Source organism: Providencia sp. UF-224, from assembly GCF_058245955.1.
This window is the reverse complement of the sequence record NZ_JBSICC010000005.1, coordinates 18,242-35,276: the sequence shown is the minus strand read 5'-3', so window position 1 is coordinate 35,276 and position 17,035 is coordinate 18,242. Positions and strand designations below refer to the sequence as shown.

Annotated in this window: 19 protein-coding genes; all 19 read left to right on the top strand. The window is 43.9% G+C overall.

The genetic code is table 11. The features are described 5' to 3' along the window. The first annotated feature begins 74 nt into the window (after positions 1-74). The 19 genes from AC4IFO_RS06645 (at position 75) to AC4IFO_RS06555 (ending at position 16,917) form a co-directional block, all read left to right on the top strand. A complete protein-coding gene (locus AC4IFO_RS06645; protein WP_490732895.1) occupies positions 75-488 on the top strand; it encodes a putative holin in 414 nt (137 codons plus the stop codon). Then, on the top strand, positions 485-793 hold the full coding sequence (locus AC4IFO_RS06640; RefSeq protein ID WP_490732894.1) for a hypothetical protein: 309 nt from the start codon (positions 485-487) through the stop codon (positions 791-793). The genes AC4IFO_RS06645 and AC4IFO_RS06640 overlap by 4 nt, the downstream gene beginning before the upstream one ends. Continuing rightward, positions 750-1,142, top strand: coding sequence for a M15 family metallopeptidase (locus AC4IFO_RS06635; protein ID WP_490732892.1), 393 nt, complete (start codon positions 750-752; stop codon positions 1,140-1,142). Before AC4IFO_RS06640 ends, AC4IFO_RS06635 begins: the two co-directional genes overlap by 44 nt. After that, complete coding sequence (locus AC4IFO_RS06630; protein ID WP_490732890.1) at positions 1,139-1,588, top strand: lysis protein; 450 nt, start codon at positions 1,139-1,141, stop codon at positions 1,586-1,588. Before AC4IFO_RS06635 ends, AC4IFO_RS06630 begins: the two co-directional genes overlap by 4 nt. Beyond that, complete coding sequence (locus AC4IFO_RS06625) at positions 1,585-2,004, top strand: hypothetical protein (RefSeq protein WP_137022013.1); 420 nt, start codon at positions 1,585-1,587, stop codon at positions 2,002-2,004. The genes AC4IFO_RS06630 and AC4IFO_RS06625 overlap by 4 nt, the downstream gene beginning before the upstream one ends. A 269-nt stretch (positions 2,005-2,273) precedes the next feature. Then, a complete protein-coding gene (locus AC4IFO_RS06620; RefSeq protein WP_131681047.1) occupies positions 2,274-2,501 on the top strand; it encodes a DUF2560 family protein in 228 nt (75 codons plus the stop codon). Positions 2,502-2,555: 54 nt separating this feature from the next. Next, entirely contained in the window at positions 2,556-3,047 is a 492-nt protein-coding gene (locus AC4IFO_RS06615) for a DNA-packaging protein (protein WP_490732888.1), read from the top strand. After that, complete coding sequence (locus tag AC4IFO_RS06610) at positions 3,022-4,518, top strand: terminase large subunit domain-containing protein (RefSeq protein ID WP_490732887.1); 1,497 nt, start codon at positions 3,022-3,024, stop codon at positions 4,516-4,518. Before AC4IFO_RS06615 ends, AC4IFO_RS06610 begins: the two co-directional genes overlap by 26 nt. A 2-nt stretch (positions 4,519-4,520) precedes the next feature. Further along, the gene (locus AC4IFO_RS06605) at positions 4,521-6,611 is read left to right on the top strand and encodes a portal protein (protein ID WP_490732885.1); all 2,091 of its coding nucleotides are present in this window, start codon (positions 4,521-4,523) and stop codon (positions 6,609-6,611) included. Between the two features lie 14 nt (positions 6,612-6,625). Further along, entirely contained in the window at positions 6,626-7,540 is a 915-nt protein-coding gene (locus AC4IFO_RS06600; protein ID WP_490732883.1) for a scaffolding protein, read from the top strand. Continuing rightward, positions 7,540-8,826 (top strand): P22 phage major capsid protein family protein, encoded by a 1,287-nt coding sequence (locus tag AC4IFO_RS06595; RefSeq protein WP_490732882.1) that lies wholly within the window; start codon positions 7,540-7,542, stop codon positions 8,824-8,826. The genes AC4IFO_RS06600 and AC4IFO_RS06595 overlap by 1 nt, the downstream gene beginning before the upstream one ends. A gap of 54 nt (positions 8,827-8,880) precedes the next feature. Beyond that, positions 8,881-9,096, top strand: a complete 216-nt coding sequence (locus AC4IFO_RS06590) for a hypothetical protein (protein WP_490732881.1) — start codon at positions 8,881-8,883, stop codon at positions 9,094-9,096. Then, a complete protein-coding gene (locus AC4IFO_RS06585; protein ID WP_490732879.1) occupies positions 9,074-9,571 on the top strand; it encodes a packaged DNA stabilization gp4 family protein in 498 nt (165 codons plus the stop codon). Before AC4IFO_RS06590 ends, AC4IFO_RS06585 begins: the two co-directional genes overlap by 23 nt. Next, positions 9,543-11,336 (top strand): packaged DNA stabilization protein, encoded by a 1,794-nt coding sequence (locus AC4IFO_RS06580; RefSeq protein ID WP_490732878.1) that lies wholly within the window; start codon positions 9,543-9,545, stop codon positions 11,334-11,336. Before AC4IFO_RS06585 ends, AC4IFO_RS06580 begins: the two co-directional genes overlap by 29 nt. Continuing rightward, the gene (locus tag AC4IFO_RS06575) at positions 11,333-12,067 is read left to right on the top strand and encodes a phage tail protein (protein ID WP_490732877.1); all 735 of its coding nucleotides are present in this window, start codon (positions 11,333-11,335) and stop codon (positions 12,065-12,067) included. Before AC4IFO_RS06580 ends, AC4IFO_RS06575 begins: the two co-directional genes overlap by 4 nt. Next, positions 12,067-12,534 (top strand): DUF2824 family protein, encoded by a 468-nt coding sequence (locus AC4IFO_RS06570; RefSeq protein ID WP_490732875.1) that lies wholly within the window; start codon positions 12,067-12,069, stop codon positions 12,532-12,534. Before AC4IFO_RS06575 ends, AC4IFO_RS06570 begins: the two co-directional genes overlap by 1 nt. Next, on the top strand, positions 12,521-13,180 hold the full coding sequence (locus AC4IFO_RS06565; protein WP_490732873.1) for a DNA transfer protein: 660 nt from the start codon (positions 12,521-12,523) through the stop codon (positions 13,178-13,180). The genes AC4IFO_RS06570 and AC4IFO_RS06565 overlap by 14 nt, the downstream gene beginning before the upstream one ends. 9 nt (positions 13,181-13,189) lie before the next feature. Then, positions 13,190-14,545, top strand: a complete 1,356-nt coding sequence (locus tag AC4IFO_RS06560; RefSeq protein ID WP_490732871.1) for a phage DNA ejection protein — start codon at positions 13,190-13,192, stop codon at positions 14,543-14,545. Beyond that, a complete protein-coding gene (locus tag AC4IFO_RS06555; RefSeq protein WP_490732869.1) occupies positions 14,545-16,917 on the top strand; it encodes a hypothetical protein in 2,373 nt (790 codons plus the stop codon). The genes AC4IFO_RS06560 and AC4IFO_RS06555 overlap by 1 nt, the downstream gene beginning before the upstream one ends. Positions 16,918-17,035 lie beyond the last annotated feature (118 nt).

Below are 17,035 nucleotides of genomic sequence, written 5' to 3'. Positions count from 1 at the left end.
CTAATCACACACACTTAATTGACGCATAGAGATTGTGCGCGGCTATTTATTAACTAAAAACACAGGTGTTATATATGCCAAGTACCGCAGCTGGTGCTATCGTCGGCGCGGCAGGCGGTGGTGCAATCGGATTAATGACAGGAAGCTTTGACTATGGAGTGATAACCGGTGCGATTATTGGTGCAACGGTGGCAGTCATAGCGTCGAAGGATAATAACAAAAAGAAAGTCCTGTTATTTGTCTTATCTTTTTTAACTGGTGTTCTTATCTCTGAGTCAGTAGAGCGAATAATTTTTGCTGAGACAGGATATGAGATAGGTAAAACATTAACTGCCATTCTGGTTTCAGCGTTATTCATTTCATTGCTTCTCATTATCGCAAGTAGCGAGACACTAACAAAGGTCATTAGATGGCTACCTAGACTCATTGAGAATAATTTCTCTGTATTGATGAGCACCTTAACTGAAAAGTGGAGGGGCAAGAAATGAGTTACCAAGAGATTATCAACTATACGAATGTGGGCGTGTTAATCCTCATGTCCATTCGTGTATTTCTATGTAATTACGTTCGTCGCAGAGATTCATATATTGGTGTAGTACTTATCTGGCTATGCGTGTGGCAGATATCTCAGCTACTAACGCCTAATGATTTCAACACGAGCTTATCTAATTTATTTGGTGATGCATTCATCTGTGTTTTGGTTTTCGCAGCTAAAGGCAACATCATGCAGGTATTCAAGAAGGTGAAAAATGAACAACTTCAAATTCAGCCAGAGAAGCGAAAACAACCTTAAAGGCGTCAACCCTGATTTAGTGAAAGTTATTCGCCGCACACTGGAAATAACACCTGTCGATTTCATTGTTATTGAAGGTCTACGAACTCAAGAGCGACAAAAGCAACTGGTTGCAGAAAAGAAATCACAAACAATGCATAGCCGCCACTTAACAGGTCATGCAGTAGATATCATCCCTGTGAATACTAAATGGCAGATTGATGAGTTTAAACCACTATTGAAAGCGGTTAAGCAAGCCGCTGATGAGTTAGGAATTAAACTGCGCTTCGGTATCAACTGGAAGAATGACCCATCATTACCAATCGAAACTAAGTTCATTGATGCGCCCCATGTTGAGATTCCGGCATGACAACACTAACTAAAGTCTTGGGTGGTGCTTGCGCTATTCTTGCTTTCTGGCTTTGGTGGGTAATGGGTAGCTATGGTGATTTGAAAAGCGATTACTCAACATTGAAGAATAAATTCAATGAGCAAGTAGCCATTAACGCAGACTACGAAAAGCGCATTAACTCCCTTCACGAACTCGACACCAAACACACAACGGAACTCACAAATGCAAAAGCTGAAATTGACCAGTTGCGTATTGCTGCTGAGCGCAATCCTGATCGGGTGTACATCCGAGCCAGTTGTCCGAAAGGCGAAACCAATTCCACCTCCGGCTTGGGTGATGGAACAACCGCCAGACCTACTGACACCGCTATCGGAAATTATTGGCTACTCAGACAACGAATCGCAGAGTCCAAGCAAATGATAATTGGCTTGCAAGATTACATTAGAACGGAGTGTTTACGATGAATGAGCAGGTTTCAAAGGCGCTTACTGATTTATTGGAAAAAGCATCAAACGGCATTGATTCAACAGTTGCATTTAGTCACGCCAATTTGCCAGAGGTAATTCATCAATTACTAGCGTGGAAAATGACAATGGGCATTATCTGGTCTGTTGTTGGCGCGGTTCTTATTGCGCTAGCTATTTTTATGCCTGTATGGGCTAAGAGAGCTAAGTCTAACGGTGCTATATGGACATATCATGATGGAGAAAAAAAATACAACATCAACTCCACTATGTATGATTTTTCCAGAACGATATTCCCAGCGTTAATTTTGTTTTTCGGTGCTGTTATTGCTATTGGCGGTTTTTCTATGTGGTTAAAGATTCTTTTGGCTCCAAAACTATATTTAATCGAATACGCCGCATCCCTGATTAAGTAGCCGACAAGAAAGCAATACGGGAAATTGAACAACAACGAGCCTCCAACATCGGAGCCTCATAACGAATAACCCCGACAAGGTAAGCGCCGCATTGTCGCTGTCTCATATGTTAGCTATGACCCATCTTCCTTTTGTGGGTAGCGCATACTGAGAATCAAAAACAATGAATCCGGCACTAATTCATAGCGTAGTAGCAACGTCAGCTATCGGAGAAGAAACGGCGTGACTATGGAGAGACATAATCAACCCTACACAGATAAGGTAACTAAATGACTACGATTACAGCAGAAGAACAAATGATACTTGAGATATTGCGGTTAGTTATGAATGACACCGCAGCCGCGCAAGCAGCTATTGAGTTCATTGATGGAAACGAACGACGTTACGAGTTATTCAAAGACCAATGGAAACACGCTGGAAGTGAATGTACATCGGTGTCACGAGCACAGAAAGCGGTTCAAATGTGCAAAGAAGCAGAGCTGCTATTTCCAAAATAGTTAATTACACAGCTCATTTACGAGTGAGCTGGATAATTGATTAAAGGAGGATGTATGGCTGCACCAAAAGGAAATAGATTCTGGGAGGCTAGAAGCAGTCATGGGCGAGACCCTAAGTTTAAGTCTTCTGATGAATTATGGAGCGCATGTTGTGAATATTTCCAGTGGGTTGAAGATAACCCATTGTGGGAAATGAAAGCGTTTAGTTATCAGGGTGAGGTAACGCAAGAGCCAGTGGCTAAAATGCGAGCCATGACAATATCAGGCCTTTGCTTGTTCTTGGATATAGCTGATAGCACATGGCAACTATATCGCGCTCGTGAAGATTTTATGGTGGTCACTACGCGAGCTGAGAAAGTTATCTACGATCAGAAGTTCTCAGGCGCTGCTGCTGACTTGCTGAATGCAAACATTATTGCTCGTGATTTAGGTCTCAAAGACAGACAAGAGGTCGAGGATGTAACTCCAGATAAGGGAGACCGTGACAAGCGACGCTCTCGAATTAAGGAGTTATTCAACCGTGGAAAATCTGGATCAGATACTTGATAACTTGAATGACGATGAGCAATTCGAGTTGCTTGAGTTATTAGAAGAGGAAGAAGAGTACAGAAAAACGCATCGTTTATTTGAATACTCTCCCTATAGCAAACAAAGAGAATTTATTGATGCTGGTAGTGATTACTTCGAGCGCTGCTTCATGGCTGGTAACCAGTTGGGTAAGTCATATACTGGCGGTGCTGAGGTTGCATTCCACTTAACCGGAAGATATCCGGGCACTAAAGGTTATCCCGAAGATGGTGCATGGAAAGGCGAATGGAAAGGTAAGCGGTTCCTTGAGCCTAACGTATGGTGGGTTGGTGGTGAAACTAACGAAACGGTAACCAAAACAACTCAGCGTATATTGTGTGGTCGTGTGGAGGAAACAGGTGAGATAGGTTACGGTTCAATTCCAAAAGAGGATGTTATCAGCTGGAAGAAGTCGCCATTTTACCCAAATCTTGTTGACCATATACTTATCCGACACCGCAATGCTGAAGGTGTAGAAGATGGAATGTCAATTTGCTACTTCAAGCCTTACTCGCAAGGTCGCGCTAGGTGGCAGGGTGATACAATACATGGTGTTTGGTTCGATGAAGAGCCGCCATATTCAATCTATTCTGAAGGCTTAACCCGTACCAATAAATACGGTCAGTTTTCCATTCTAACATTTACCCCATTAATGGGGATGTCCACGGTAGTAGAGAAGTTTCTCAAGAATCCATCTAAGGCTCAGAAAGTAGTCAACATGACTATCTATGATGCTGATCACTACACCGAAGAAGAGAAAGAGCGAATTGTCGCTTCATATCCAGAGCATGAAAGAGAGGCTCGTGCTCGTGGTATCCCAACAATGGGTAGTGGTCGCATTTACCAAATACCTGAAGAGTCTATTAAATGTCAGCCTTTCGAATGCCCTGAGCACTTTTACATTATCGATGGTCAGGATTTCGGCTGGAATCACCCGCAGGCTCATATCCAGTTGTGGTGGGATAAGGATGAGGATGTTTTTTATCTTGCTAGAGTGTGGAAGAAGTCGGAAAACACAGCGGTTCAAGCTTGGGGCGCTGTTAAATCATGGGCTAATAAAATTCCAGTAGCATGGCCTCATGATGGTCATCAGCACGAGAAAGGCGGCGGTGAGCAGCTAAAAACTCAGTATGCAGATGCTGGCTTCTTGATGCTGAAGGAGCACGCAACATTTGCAGAGGGTGGCAACTCAGTCGAGTCAGGCATTAATGAATTGCGCGATCTGATGCTTGATAACAGATTTAGAGTGTTTAACACCTGTGAGCCATTCTTTGAAGAATTCAGGTTATATCATCGTGACGAAAACGGGAAGATAGTCAAAACAAACGACGACGTACTTGATGCTGTTCGCTATGCATACATGATGCGCCGCTTCGCTAAGCAGTTACGTGATATCAACAAGAAAAAAGAAAAGAAAATTCCCGCACCGATTAGGCCGATTAGGAGATAACAATGGTCGATAGAAACGAGCGGCTTGAGAAAATACTTCGCAAATTCGACCTCGATTACTCTGCATCTGAAAATGCCAGAACGGAGGCGAGAAACGATTTATTCTTTAGTCGCGTTAGTCAGTGGGATGATTGGCTTGAAAGCTACGTCACATTGCAATACCGAGGTCAGTTTGATGTAGTGCGCCCGATGGTTCGTAAGCTCGTCGCTGAGATGCGCAAGAATCCTATTGAGGTTCAGTATCGACCAAAGGATAACGCGCCAGCTGATGCCGCTGATATTCTTATGGGAATGTATCGAACTGACATGCGAAACAATAGCTCAAAGATTGCCGTTAACGTGGCAGTAAGAGAGCAAATCGAATGTGGTTACGGTGCTTGGCGACTCGTCACTGAATATGAGGATGATAACCCAACTAGTAATAATCAGATTATCCGACGAGTTCCAATGCATGAGTCATGCACTCACGTTATCTGGGACTGTAACGCTAAGGCAATGGATAAGTCTGATGCTAAGAATTGCACCATCATTCACGCGATGAATATTGATGGGTGGGAGGCATTCGCTGAGCAATGCGGACTAGACCCTGAAATTCAGCCATCATTCCAATCACCTAACAATGATTTATTGTTCACTTGGTCGAGTGGAAAAACAATTCATATCGCTGAGCATTATGAGGTTGAGGAAAAGAAAGAGTTAGTGTTTGTCTATCGTGACCCGCTAACTAATGACCTTCAAACTTACTCGGCAAAAGAAGTGAAAGAAAAGATTGATGAACTGGCAAATGCTGGTTATCAGAAAGTAGGTGAGCGCAGAGTTAAAAAGCGCAGAGTCTATAAGTCAATCATCACTAACACTGGCATTCTGAAAGATAAAATGCCAATAGCTGGCGAGCACATACCGATCGTTCCTGTATATGGCGAATGGTCATTCTTTGATGATAACGAGTTATACGAAGGAGTTGTTAGGCTATCGAAAGATGCTCAACGTCTGCGTAACTTTATCTTGTCCAAGTCTGCTGACACCGCTGCAAAGTCACCTAAGAAGAAGCCTTTCTTTTTCCCTGAGCAGATAGCAGGGTATGAGCATATGTTTAGCGGTGAGGATGACTATCCTTACTATCTACTCAATCGCACTGATGAAAATAATGCTGATCTGCCTCCTTCACCTGTTGCGTATATGGAGAATGCTGAGGTTTCACAAGCTGACGCACTTCTCCTAGAGGTTGCGACGGAAGCAGCCAAATCAACCGCTCGTGTAGGTGTTGATACTGAGGCGGCTAATGGGCAAGTGGCATTTGATACTGTCAATCAGCTTAATAGCCGCATAGACCTAGAAACCTATGTATTTCAGGATAACTTGGCTATCGCAATGCGCCGTGATGGTGAGATTTACGCATCAATCGCAGCTGAGATATACGACACGAACAGAACAGTAACAACAACTGCTGAGGATGGAGGTGAGAATCAGATTGAGCTAATGCAGGAGGAATTAGACTTCAGCAAAGGCGAAATGGTTACTCACAATGATATCCGAGGCAAGTACGAAACATTTACTGATGTGGGCCCATCTTTCCAATCGCAAAAAGATGCTGCTAGAGCTGAGATAGGAGAGCTTATCACTAAAGTTCCGGTAGAACATCCAATGTGGAATGTCATGATACTGACGTATGCAAACATGATGGAAGGCAAAGGCGTTGAATACATCAGGGATTATGCCAACAAGGAATTGATTGTTAATGGCTTGAAGAAACCAGAAACCGAGGAAGAGCAGCAGTGGTTAATGGAGGCTCAGCAAGCAGCACAAAGCAATCAGGATCCAATGATGGTAGCAGCACAAGCCGAGCAGAAGAAAGCGGAAGCCGAATTGGTTAACTCGCAGAATCGCATGGCTGAAACACAAATCAAAGCATTTACCGCTCAGAACAACGCCCTTGAATCACAAGCTAATGTAACTTTAACCCTGGCTAAGGCAGAGGACTTAAAGCAAGGCGCAGTGATGCAGGGAATAAAGCTTCTGAACGAGGTTGCCGAAAAGCAACAACAAAACATTCCTACCGACAATATCGTCGAGAATAATCCTCAAACCATGTAAGAGAGTTAAATATCATGAGCACAACCACCGAAATTCAGAATACAGCTGAAGAATTAATCCTGTCTGGCGATCAGGCGGCGGCATCCGCAGATGGCTTAGTTATCGATAATGCCAACGGTAACGCAGGACAAGAAGAAGGCTTCGACATTGTACTGAAAGACGATGAGCAACCGCAGGAAGGTAAGCCAACAAACAATGCGGTACAAGCAGCTAAGCGTATCGCTCGCAAACGTCAGCGAGAGATTGAGCAGCAAGTACAGGCCATTGAAAGTGGACAGCTTCCTGAAAATTTGCGCGTTAATCCTGAACTGCCAGATATGCCTAAGTTAGATGATTTTTTATCTGATGAGGCGCTGGAGAAATATAACTACGACACTCACAAAGCTACAGCCGCATTTAACGCTGAGTTGCAACAGTGGCAGATGAAAGCCCTTGACGCACGAAGCAAGGCTGTAGCGGATCAGGGTCGTAAAACTCAGGAATTTACGCAGCAAAGTCAACAAATCGCTAACGCAATGAAGGCGCACTATGATGCGGCTGAAAAACTCAACTTACCTGACTATCAGGAAAAGGAAGATTCTGCATTGCAAGTATTGCCACAAGGTGTTTATGAGGCAGTCGCAACAAACTTCCCAGAGAAATCAGCCGCCATCATTTACTACCTCGGGTCTAACCCAGAGCAAGCCCAAGAATTGTTTAGCAAAAACCCTGTTCAGGTCACTATCGAACTAACTCGATTAGCTGATCGTTTAACTCTCAAGCCTCGCGGTACACAACGCTCATCGGCTCCTCCTGCTGACGAACCAATTAGCGGTGATGTTTCAGCGGCAAATGTTTCAGCTTTACAAAAACAAGCCGACGCAGCAGCAAGCAATGGTGATGTTGATACTTACCGTAAAATAATGGCTAAATTACAAGGATTAAAATAATGGCTTTAAACGAAGGTCAAATGATTACCTACGCAGTAGACGAGGTAATTAAAACAGTAGAAAACTTAACGCCAATGGCTAGTAAAGTTGGCAAATATCAACCCGACGCTCCATCCATGCAGCGTTCCAATAACGAAGGGTGGATGCCTGTAGAACAGGAGTCACCAACTCAACGTGGTTGGGATGTCACTGGAAAAGAAACTGGTATTTTAGAGCCGTCAGTTAAGTATTCATTGAACGAACCAGATAACGATTTCTTCCAGTTACGCGCTGACGATTTACGTGATGAGCACTCTTATCGCCGCCGTATTCAGGCTGCATCTAAAAAACTAGCCAGTAACGTTGAAACTGAAATTGCTCAGGTTGCAACTGATATGGCTTCTCTGGTTATTACCAGCCCAGACCAAATCGGTAAGAATGATCTTACTGGTTGGGATATGACTGCCGATGCAGAAGAAATTATGTTTGCTCGTGAGTTAAACCGTAACGCTGGTTTATCTTATTTCTATAATGCTCGTGACTATAAGAATGCAGGTCGTGATCTAACAGGTCGTGATTACTTTGGTCGCATCCCTGAAGAGGCATATAAAAACGGAACAATCCAGAAGCAGGTTGCTGGTTTTGATGATGTTCTTCGCTCTCCTAAGTTACCAGTAGTTCCTAAGTCACTAGCGACAGGCGTAACCGTCAAGGGTGCTCAAAGCTTTAAGCCTGAGGCGTGGAGACAATCTACAGATGGCGGTCGCGAGAACGTCGATAATCGTATCGCGTGGCTAAGCGTTAGTGATGCGTCAGTCTTTAAGCGCGGTGATAAAATTTCATTTGCTGGCGTTAAGTTCCTATCTCAAATGGCAAAGAATGTTCTCACTCATGATGCAACATTTACAGTTGTTTCAACTGATGGAGATAAAATTGCAATTTCACCTAAGCCTGTAGCCTTAACAGATGCAACATTAAAGCCAGAAGAAAAAGCTTATGCAAACGTGAACACTACTCTTGCAGATGGCATGGCAATTAACGTTCTTAACATTGCCGATACAACCGCTAACGTATTCTGGGCTGATGATTCCATTCGCTTAGTGTCTCAACCTATCCCATTAGGGCATGAGATGTTTGCAGGGTTGAAAGCTCGTTCATTCTCAATCGATAGTGTAGGTATTAATGGCGTTATCGCATTTAGTGGTGATATTGGAACGTTAAACGGACGTTGCCGTATTGCATTGTGGTATGCGGCTTGTGCTGTACGACCTGAAGCAATTGGCGTAGGCCTTACTGGTCAGAAATAAATCCTCGTTGTCATATTGGGAGCTTCGGCTCCCTTTATTTTTTGGAGATAGAACATGAGCACAATGCTTTATAAAGCTAATGGCGATGTAAAAGTATGGGGAATGATGCTTCAAATTACTACTGTCAACGATGATGAAATTGAAGATTATCTAAATGATGGTTGGCATAAAGACCCAAATGATACTCAAATCTTGCCAGAGCCAGAGCCAGCAAAGAAACCCGCTACCAAGAAAAAGGCGGTGAAAGATGCAGATAATAACGAAGGGTGAGTTAGTCATCGCGGCACTGCGTAAACTCGGTGTAGCATCGGATGCCACGCTAACCGATATTGAGCCTCAGTCATTAGAAGATGGCGTGGTTGATTTAGAATCAATGATGTACGAATGGTTTGAAGATGGCGCAGGAATTCACACTGGTTATAAGTTCGCTGATGAAGATACACCAATTGACCAAGGCGATGAACACGGATTATATAAGCAAGCTATTAACGCCGTTATCTACAACCTAGCAACTCGCATTGCCCCTGATTATCAAATCACACCACTTGATAAAGTCATTACAACAGCACGCTACGGAAAAGAGAGGCTGATGCGTAGTTGTGCAATGAAACGAGCAAAAGAAGCCAGAGCTCACCATCCAAACGGATTCCCTATTGGTTCTGGTAATCGCCTAGCAACCATGAACGGATATCGATTCTTCCATAGGAGTAAACCACATGCCAAGGATTCAGATCCCTCTTGCTAGAGGTTTACGCAAAGACCCGCACACGGCTGATTATATCGATGGTTTGCCAGTCAATATGCTTGCCACACCGAAAGAAGTATTGAATGCCGCTGGTTATCTTCGGTCATTCCCGGCGCTGGTAAAACTTCATGATGTTGATGGAGTGTCGCGAGGAGTACAATTCAACACGAAAAATAGCACTGTATACCGTGTGTGTGGCGGCAAGTTATATCAGGGTGCAAATGCCATAGGTGATATTCAAGGCAAGGATAGAGTATCACTGGCACATTCTGGTGTGAGTCAGGCGGTCGCTTTTGGTGGCAAGTTAAAACTCTATCGTTACGATGGTGAAGTCAAAGAGTTAACCAACTGGCCTGAAGAAGAGGTGGTGAAAGAAGGCTACACTCGTGATGTTAAAAAGTGGACTCACAAAGCTGGTAATGATGATTTCGTATCTCTGACTAAAGATGATATCGACGGCTCGTTAATGTTGAAGATAACCCCAAAGGCATCAGACGGTGTTGTAGGCGAAGTCATTGAGATACCCGAGCATCAATTTGGCGCTAAAAAATCACAGGATAAACCCGAGGCAGAAAAGCCATATTTAACAGATATCATCGTTAATGGCCTGAAGCGCACAGGGAATAAAATCACGATTGAATACAAGTTCAATTACGATAAAACAATTCCTGATAACACGGTTAAGCCAACTGATACGACTGAATTTGTAATGACTCAGGAAGTGTTAGAGGTAGTCAATAAATACCCTCAGTATGACTTAGGTGAGGTGGTTGATGTTGCTCGTAACCGTGGTCGCTATATCTTTTTGCAAAAAGGTGGCGCTCGATTTGGAGTGACAGATTTAGAAGATGAATCTAAACCTGACAGGTATCGTCCATTCTATACGGCTGAATCACAACCTGATGGTATTGTTTCTGTGAGTTCTTGGCGTGACATGGTCATCTGTTTTGGTGCTTCAACTATCGAATACTTTTCACTAACCGGATCAACTGACGCAACACAGCCAATTTATGCAATCCAACCGTCATACATGGTGCAAATAGGGATTGCTGGTCGCGATGCAAAATGCAAGTTTGGTGATTCATACGCATTTATCAGCAACCCTGCAAATGGCGCACCGTCTGTCTATTTACTCGGTTCTGGCACTGCTAGTGCAATATCAACAGCAAGCATTGATAAACTCATCCGAAGTTATACTGCTGATGAGTTATCCGGCGCAGTTATGGAGTCAGTTAAATTTGATGGTCACGAGCTGGCTATTATTCACTTACCACGCCACACACTTTGCTTTGACGGAACGGGCAGTCAGCAATATCTGCAATGGTGCATCCTGAAAACTGGCCTGTACGATGAGCCGTACCGCGCTATTGACTTCATGTATGAAGATAACCAAATAACTGTTGGCGACAAAAAATCTGGCCTAGTTGGTAAGTTGGCTTTCGATAAGTCATCTCAGTACGACCAACAAGCCGAGCACATTTTATATACGCCAATGGTGAAAGCGGATAATTCACGTATTTTCGACCTAGAACTCGAAGCGTCAACGGGTGTTGCTCAAATCGCTGACCGTTTATTTCTATCTGCAACTACTGACGGAATAAACTTTGGTCGTGAGCAAATGATAGACCAAAACGCGCCGTTCCGTTACGACATGCGCGCTATCTGGCGCAGGGTTGGCAGGGTGAGAAAGAATATCGGGTTTAAAATTCGCGTTATCACTAAGTCACCAGTGACGCTCAGTGACCTATCGATGAGGGTTGAATGATGGCTGATGAGGAAAGGGATGATTCATTATCAATTCCAATTGAGATTAATGCCGCCTATATAGCCCCTGATATTCTGCCTAGTAACTTTAGCGAAACATATCGTCGCATTGTATTAAATGGTGCTGAAGATATGGCTAAGGTTGCAGGGCGTGCGAATGAGGCTGGTAATGAGGCATATCAGGCTCAGCTACGGAATGACGAGCAGGATATCATCCTTGACGACCACGAACTGCGCTTAAAGTCAGCAGAGGAAACATTAGAGCAGCATACCGCACAGCTAGCCAATCATGAAACGCGAATCACTGCAGCAGAAGAGAAGATTGTCGAGCATGAAATAAGGCTTAATGATGCAGAAACACGCCTAGACGACCACGAGGCGCGATTAACCACAGCAGAGAGTGATATCACATACCTCACGGAAAAGGTGTCTGAAATCGACGCTGATTACGTCTCATTGAGTCGTGAAACCACGCAAATTTTAGCTTCTCCGATTTCTGTTAAAGATTCTTACTCTGTTGATGGTGTTCAGGTTGTTGGCGCTCGTGTTACTGGCTTCACCGCTTCCACTGGCACGGGTTCAAAGTCTGGCTTCAATGCTAACAAAACTTACAGTATTGGCTCGACATATGACCAGTTAGAAATTCAGGCGCTATCTTCGGCTCTCACTGAAACTCGTAAATCACTCAAAGCGCTGGAAGATATGGCGCGGTCGCATGGGTTAATAGACTAATGGAAATCAAGCTAATCGATAACCTTGAAAGGTTGAAGTTATTTTTAAATGAACCTAGGAATACTGGGAATATTGTTGATAAGGGCGATAGTTATTTTATCAAACCAGATGCCTTTTACCTTGGTGTTTATGATGGCCTAACCCTGATTGGTGTGCACGAAGTTAGGACGTTTTGGCATTCAGTTATCGAGGTTCATCCAATCTATGATTCAGGGTTTAGGGGGCAATATGTTCTTGATGGACACAGGCTATTTTTTGATTGGGTAATTAAAAATATTAGCTTCACCAACATGGTGACGATGGTTCCAGATAAAACAAGATATGGGGCTGTTGCAGCTCTGGCCGTAGGGGCATCACGAATTGGTCATATGGATGATGCTTACATAAGTTACGGGGAGCCAGTTGGCGTCACGTTGTATCAACTAACGCGCAAGCAATGCGAGGATATTTTAAATGTCAATAATTAGTAGAATTCACAATATGACGCTGCCTATGCATGGATACATGAAAGGCGGTGGGGGTGACGGAGGGGCTAAGGCTCAGGCTAGAGCGACCGATAATGCAACAGCGCTTCAGCAGCAAATCTGGCAAACAACAATGCAAAACTTGTCGCCATTTACGGTTTTAGCTCAACAGTATGTTAACCAGATGCAAAACCTATCCTCTCCAGAGGGGCAAGCACAAGCACTGAATCAGTATTACAACTCTCAGCAGTTTAATGATTACTCCAATCAAGCGCGTTACCAAAATTTAGCGGCAGCAGAGGCGATGGGTGGTTTGGGTTCTACAGCTACAAGCAACAGTCTAGCATCAATTGCACCAATGCTAGGTCAGGGATTTCTTTCTGACCAAATGAATAACTATCAGAACTTGGCGAACATTGGGCTAGGGGCTCTGCAAGGTCAAGCAAACGCTGGCCAAAACTACGCTAATAACACTGGACAGTTATTACAACAAGGTGCGGCGGCTCAAGCCGCGGCGGCAAATAGACCGTCTGGAATGCAACAGGGAATTATGGGTGGTTTAGGTGGGGCATCCGCAGGCATGGCGATAGGTGGTCCGTGGGGGGCAGCTATCGGTGGCGGTCTTGGTGTTCTTGGATCATTATTTTAAGGTGGAATTATGGCAACGTGGAATCAACAAGGGTCAGGAAATTTACTTGGCGGTATAGGGTTAAATAATGCAAACGCCCCAAGAGCTAGTGATGCCAACGCTACGCTTGCTATGATAAGAGAAAATAATGATAGACAACGCTCTGGTGAAAACAATATTGGACTTCAATTAGCTCAAGGTCTGGGTGGGTTAGGTGAGGCATATCAACAACAGCAAGCAGATCAGAGAAATAAAGAATTTCAATCTCAGTGGGGGCAGGCATATGCGAATGGCGATCGCAATGCTATGCGACAACTTATGGCTGCATATCCAGAGCAAGCAGAAAAGATAACTGGCGGAATGAAAGGCATCTCAGAAGATATAAGGGAGTCTATAGGAAATATAGCTTCAGGGTATCGAATGGCAGTTGGTAGCGGTAAAGCTATTGACTACATCAGAGATAATGCAGATGAAATGAGGCGATTGGGTATTGATCCTCAACAAGCAGCAGAAATGGCCCAGAAAAACCCAAGTGGAGCGATGGAGCTAGCTGACTACATTTCCCTGTCTGCGCTAGGTCCAGATAAATATTTCGATGTCAAAGATAAGCAAGAAGGTCGAGTGATTGACCGTGAGAAGCTATCTGAGACAGTCAGAAGTAATAAAGCTAGCGAAGACCTGCAAGCAAGAGGTCAAGATATTCAAATTCGAGGCCAGAATATCTCAGCACAAAACGCAGCTCTCGATAGAGAAATTCGTCGTTCTGAAATAGCAGATAAAGCTTTAGATAGACAATTGCAACGTGAAACTGACCAGCTAAAACGGATTGAATTACAGCAAAAAATAGATTCTAACAATCAAAAGCTCGGTGAAGCTAAAGAGCAGAAGCGGGTAAATGCAATCAATGATTATCAACGAGTTGATGCTGTATCTGATGGCTATAAGCGTATGGCTGATCAGGCTAAGGCAATCCTAGACAACGAAAGTCTTTGGAGAGCAACAGGCACTACTGGATGGTTTTATAATTTACCGGGAAGTGAAGCGGCTAACATCGAAGCGCAAATTGACACACTTAAATCTCAGGTTGGTATGCAAACACTTTCCGCAATGAAAGAGTTATCAGCAAATGGAGCCTCTGGACTAGGTAACGCATCAAACAAAGAGTACGAAGGGTTGCAGTCAAGTTTATCCAGCCTTAATCAACGTCAGTCTACAGATGAGTTTAGGCGCAGTTTGCAGCGTATTGTTGACCACTCAAACAAAGGTCAGGATAGGCTAAAGAATACGTTTAAACAGACATATCCAGATTACAAGCCATCATCAGCATCAGGCTCAGAACAGCAGGGCCAACAAGGCGGTGATTATTCTAACTTGTGGGGTGGTTAATGGCTACACCGTGGAAAGAGGTGATCACATCACCTCAATATCAATCGTTATCTAACGAGCAAAAGGCAGCGGCACAAGAACAGTATTTCAATGAGCAAGTTGCACCTAAAGCTGGGTCAAATGTAGAGCAAGCAAAGCAGCAGTTTTATTCTGCTTATCCAATTGGCAAGCCGCAGTTATCTGATACTCAAATGGCTAACTTGGATATCCCAACGGATGAAGTATTAGCCTATCACAACGCACAGAAGCCACAGCAGAAACCTGAAATGGGTAATTCAGTTGTAGAGGCTGGGAAAGGGTTGTTACAAACTGGCGCTAATGTTGTAAACATCGTTCCTGAGATTTCTGATGCATTAGCTTCATTTGGTGCGTGGGCTGGTCAGGCGGTTGGTGGTGATGGTACATATCAGCCAGCACCTAGGCTGCAATTACCTAATGAACTACAACCTCAAGATCCGTATGCAAAATTAGCCGCTGAAATTGGCCCATACCTAATTCCGTTACTGAGTCAGGAAAAAGCAGCGTTAGCATTAGCAGGAACAACAAGCAAACTTGAACGTGCCGCCGTTCGCGGTGCTGATATGGTTGCAGAGAATACTGTAGGTGCTTTAGCTCAAAATAGCGATAAAGATAACGCTGGTAGTCTGGCGACTGATCTAAGTTTAGGGGTGGCTGGTAGTGGCATGGCTAGAGCGGCGGGGCCATTACTAAGCAGGGCCTATGGAGCTGTTAGCAATAAAGTTAATAGCGCACTAGGCCGTGAAACTCAGCAAGCCGCTCAGCAAACAGCACAACAAACCACTGAGCGTACAGCAGCTGACGCGGTGAATCCTGAACAAGTTGCAACAGAAGAAACGTTGCGAAAATTGGCGGTACAGAAAAATCCAGACCTTGCAAACTCTCTGGAAGGGTTGAATGTTAATGTTAGGCCAGAAGTAAGGCAGTCAGCAGACCGATTAGGTCTAACTGATGATCTTCTTCCCTCTCATCTGTCAGGAAATCAGCAATACCAAGCTGTAGAACAAGCAATTAAATCTCGTGCTGGCTCTGCGCTTAAAGTGCAAGAGGATAACGCAATACTTCGTTTATCTGAGCAGGCGGGCAGGCTAATTGATGATGTCGCAAATGTTCCTGATGCGTTATCACTAAATCAACGTGTAATTAATCAGTTTGACAACAGAATGAATGCACTGGAAAGAAGGAGTGATCAGCTTTATCAAGGCGTAGATAATGCTATACCACCTCAGTCTAGAGTTGTTGCAAACAATACCGCTCGGGCCCTTGAAGGAAAAGCCGATGAATTAGGCGGATGGGAAAACTTAGATACCATTGAGAAAAATGTATTTAAGGCGGTAAACCCTACCGATGATGGAGTTTTGACTTATGCAAACTTAAACAAACAGCGTAGGTTAGTTGGTCAGGCTCTCTATAAAAACCGCGGCCCATATAAAGATGCTGACGAGGGTGCGTTAAAATATTTATATCGGCAACTGTCTGAAGATCAACGTGTGGCTCTTGGAAATGCTGGAGTTCGTCGTGATTTTGAAGTGGCTCAGCGACTGGTTCAAATGCGTAAAAACATGGAAGACCAGATGATAGGGCTGCGAGGTAAAAACCTGACTGGCGATGTTGCAAACCGTGGTTCTCTTGCTGTTTCTTCTTTGGCAAAAGGTAATTCAAAGCAGTTTATTGAATTAATGGAAAACTTACCGACCAGACAAATGCGACAAGAAGTAGTGGCTGCATCCATAAGAGACATGTTATCTGCTGGAAAGCGAGGAGCTGATTTTAATCCTACTGGTTTTGCTGATTGGTATCAGAATTTAAGAACATCAGGTAACTTAAGGATATTATCAAGGCATGTACCTAGAGATTTTATCACTGGATTAAATGATACCTATGTAGTTGCTAATGCTATTCGCAGAGCTAAGTCATTTGAGATCACCACTGGTAAATTGAATGAATTCACCAAGAGGTTTGATGCCGTAACTACAACTCATGAGTTAGCTGCAAAGTATGCAAGGCAGTTGGGAACTATGGCGGGAACAAAACTAGGGCCATTAGGCGCAGTTGCTGGAGGTGCTCTAGGAGAGAAAATAGCAGCCAGAGCAAGAAAAATAGGCGGGGTTGGCTCTTCTGATGCAGCTGAAAAACTTATTGCATCACATGAATTCCAGCAAGCTGTAAAGTCTCCATCTCAATCAAGGGTGATTACCGGAAAAGAAGCAGCAAGTAAAGTGCTTGATGAGGCTAAATTGAGGGCATCCCCTGCATGGCGTGAGTTTTACGACACTCTGCCAGATAGTGAAAAGAGGTTGATCGCCAGGATGGGCTTTATCTGGTGGGTAAATCAGGATGAGGAAGGGCAGTAGCCCTTCTATTTCATATCAGAGATATTATTTGATATATGCTCTATTGTGTTATCTATATCCCTTAGCTGATGATCTCGTTTTTCATTGCTTGATTTAACTTCATCTAAAACATCATTTA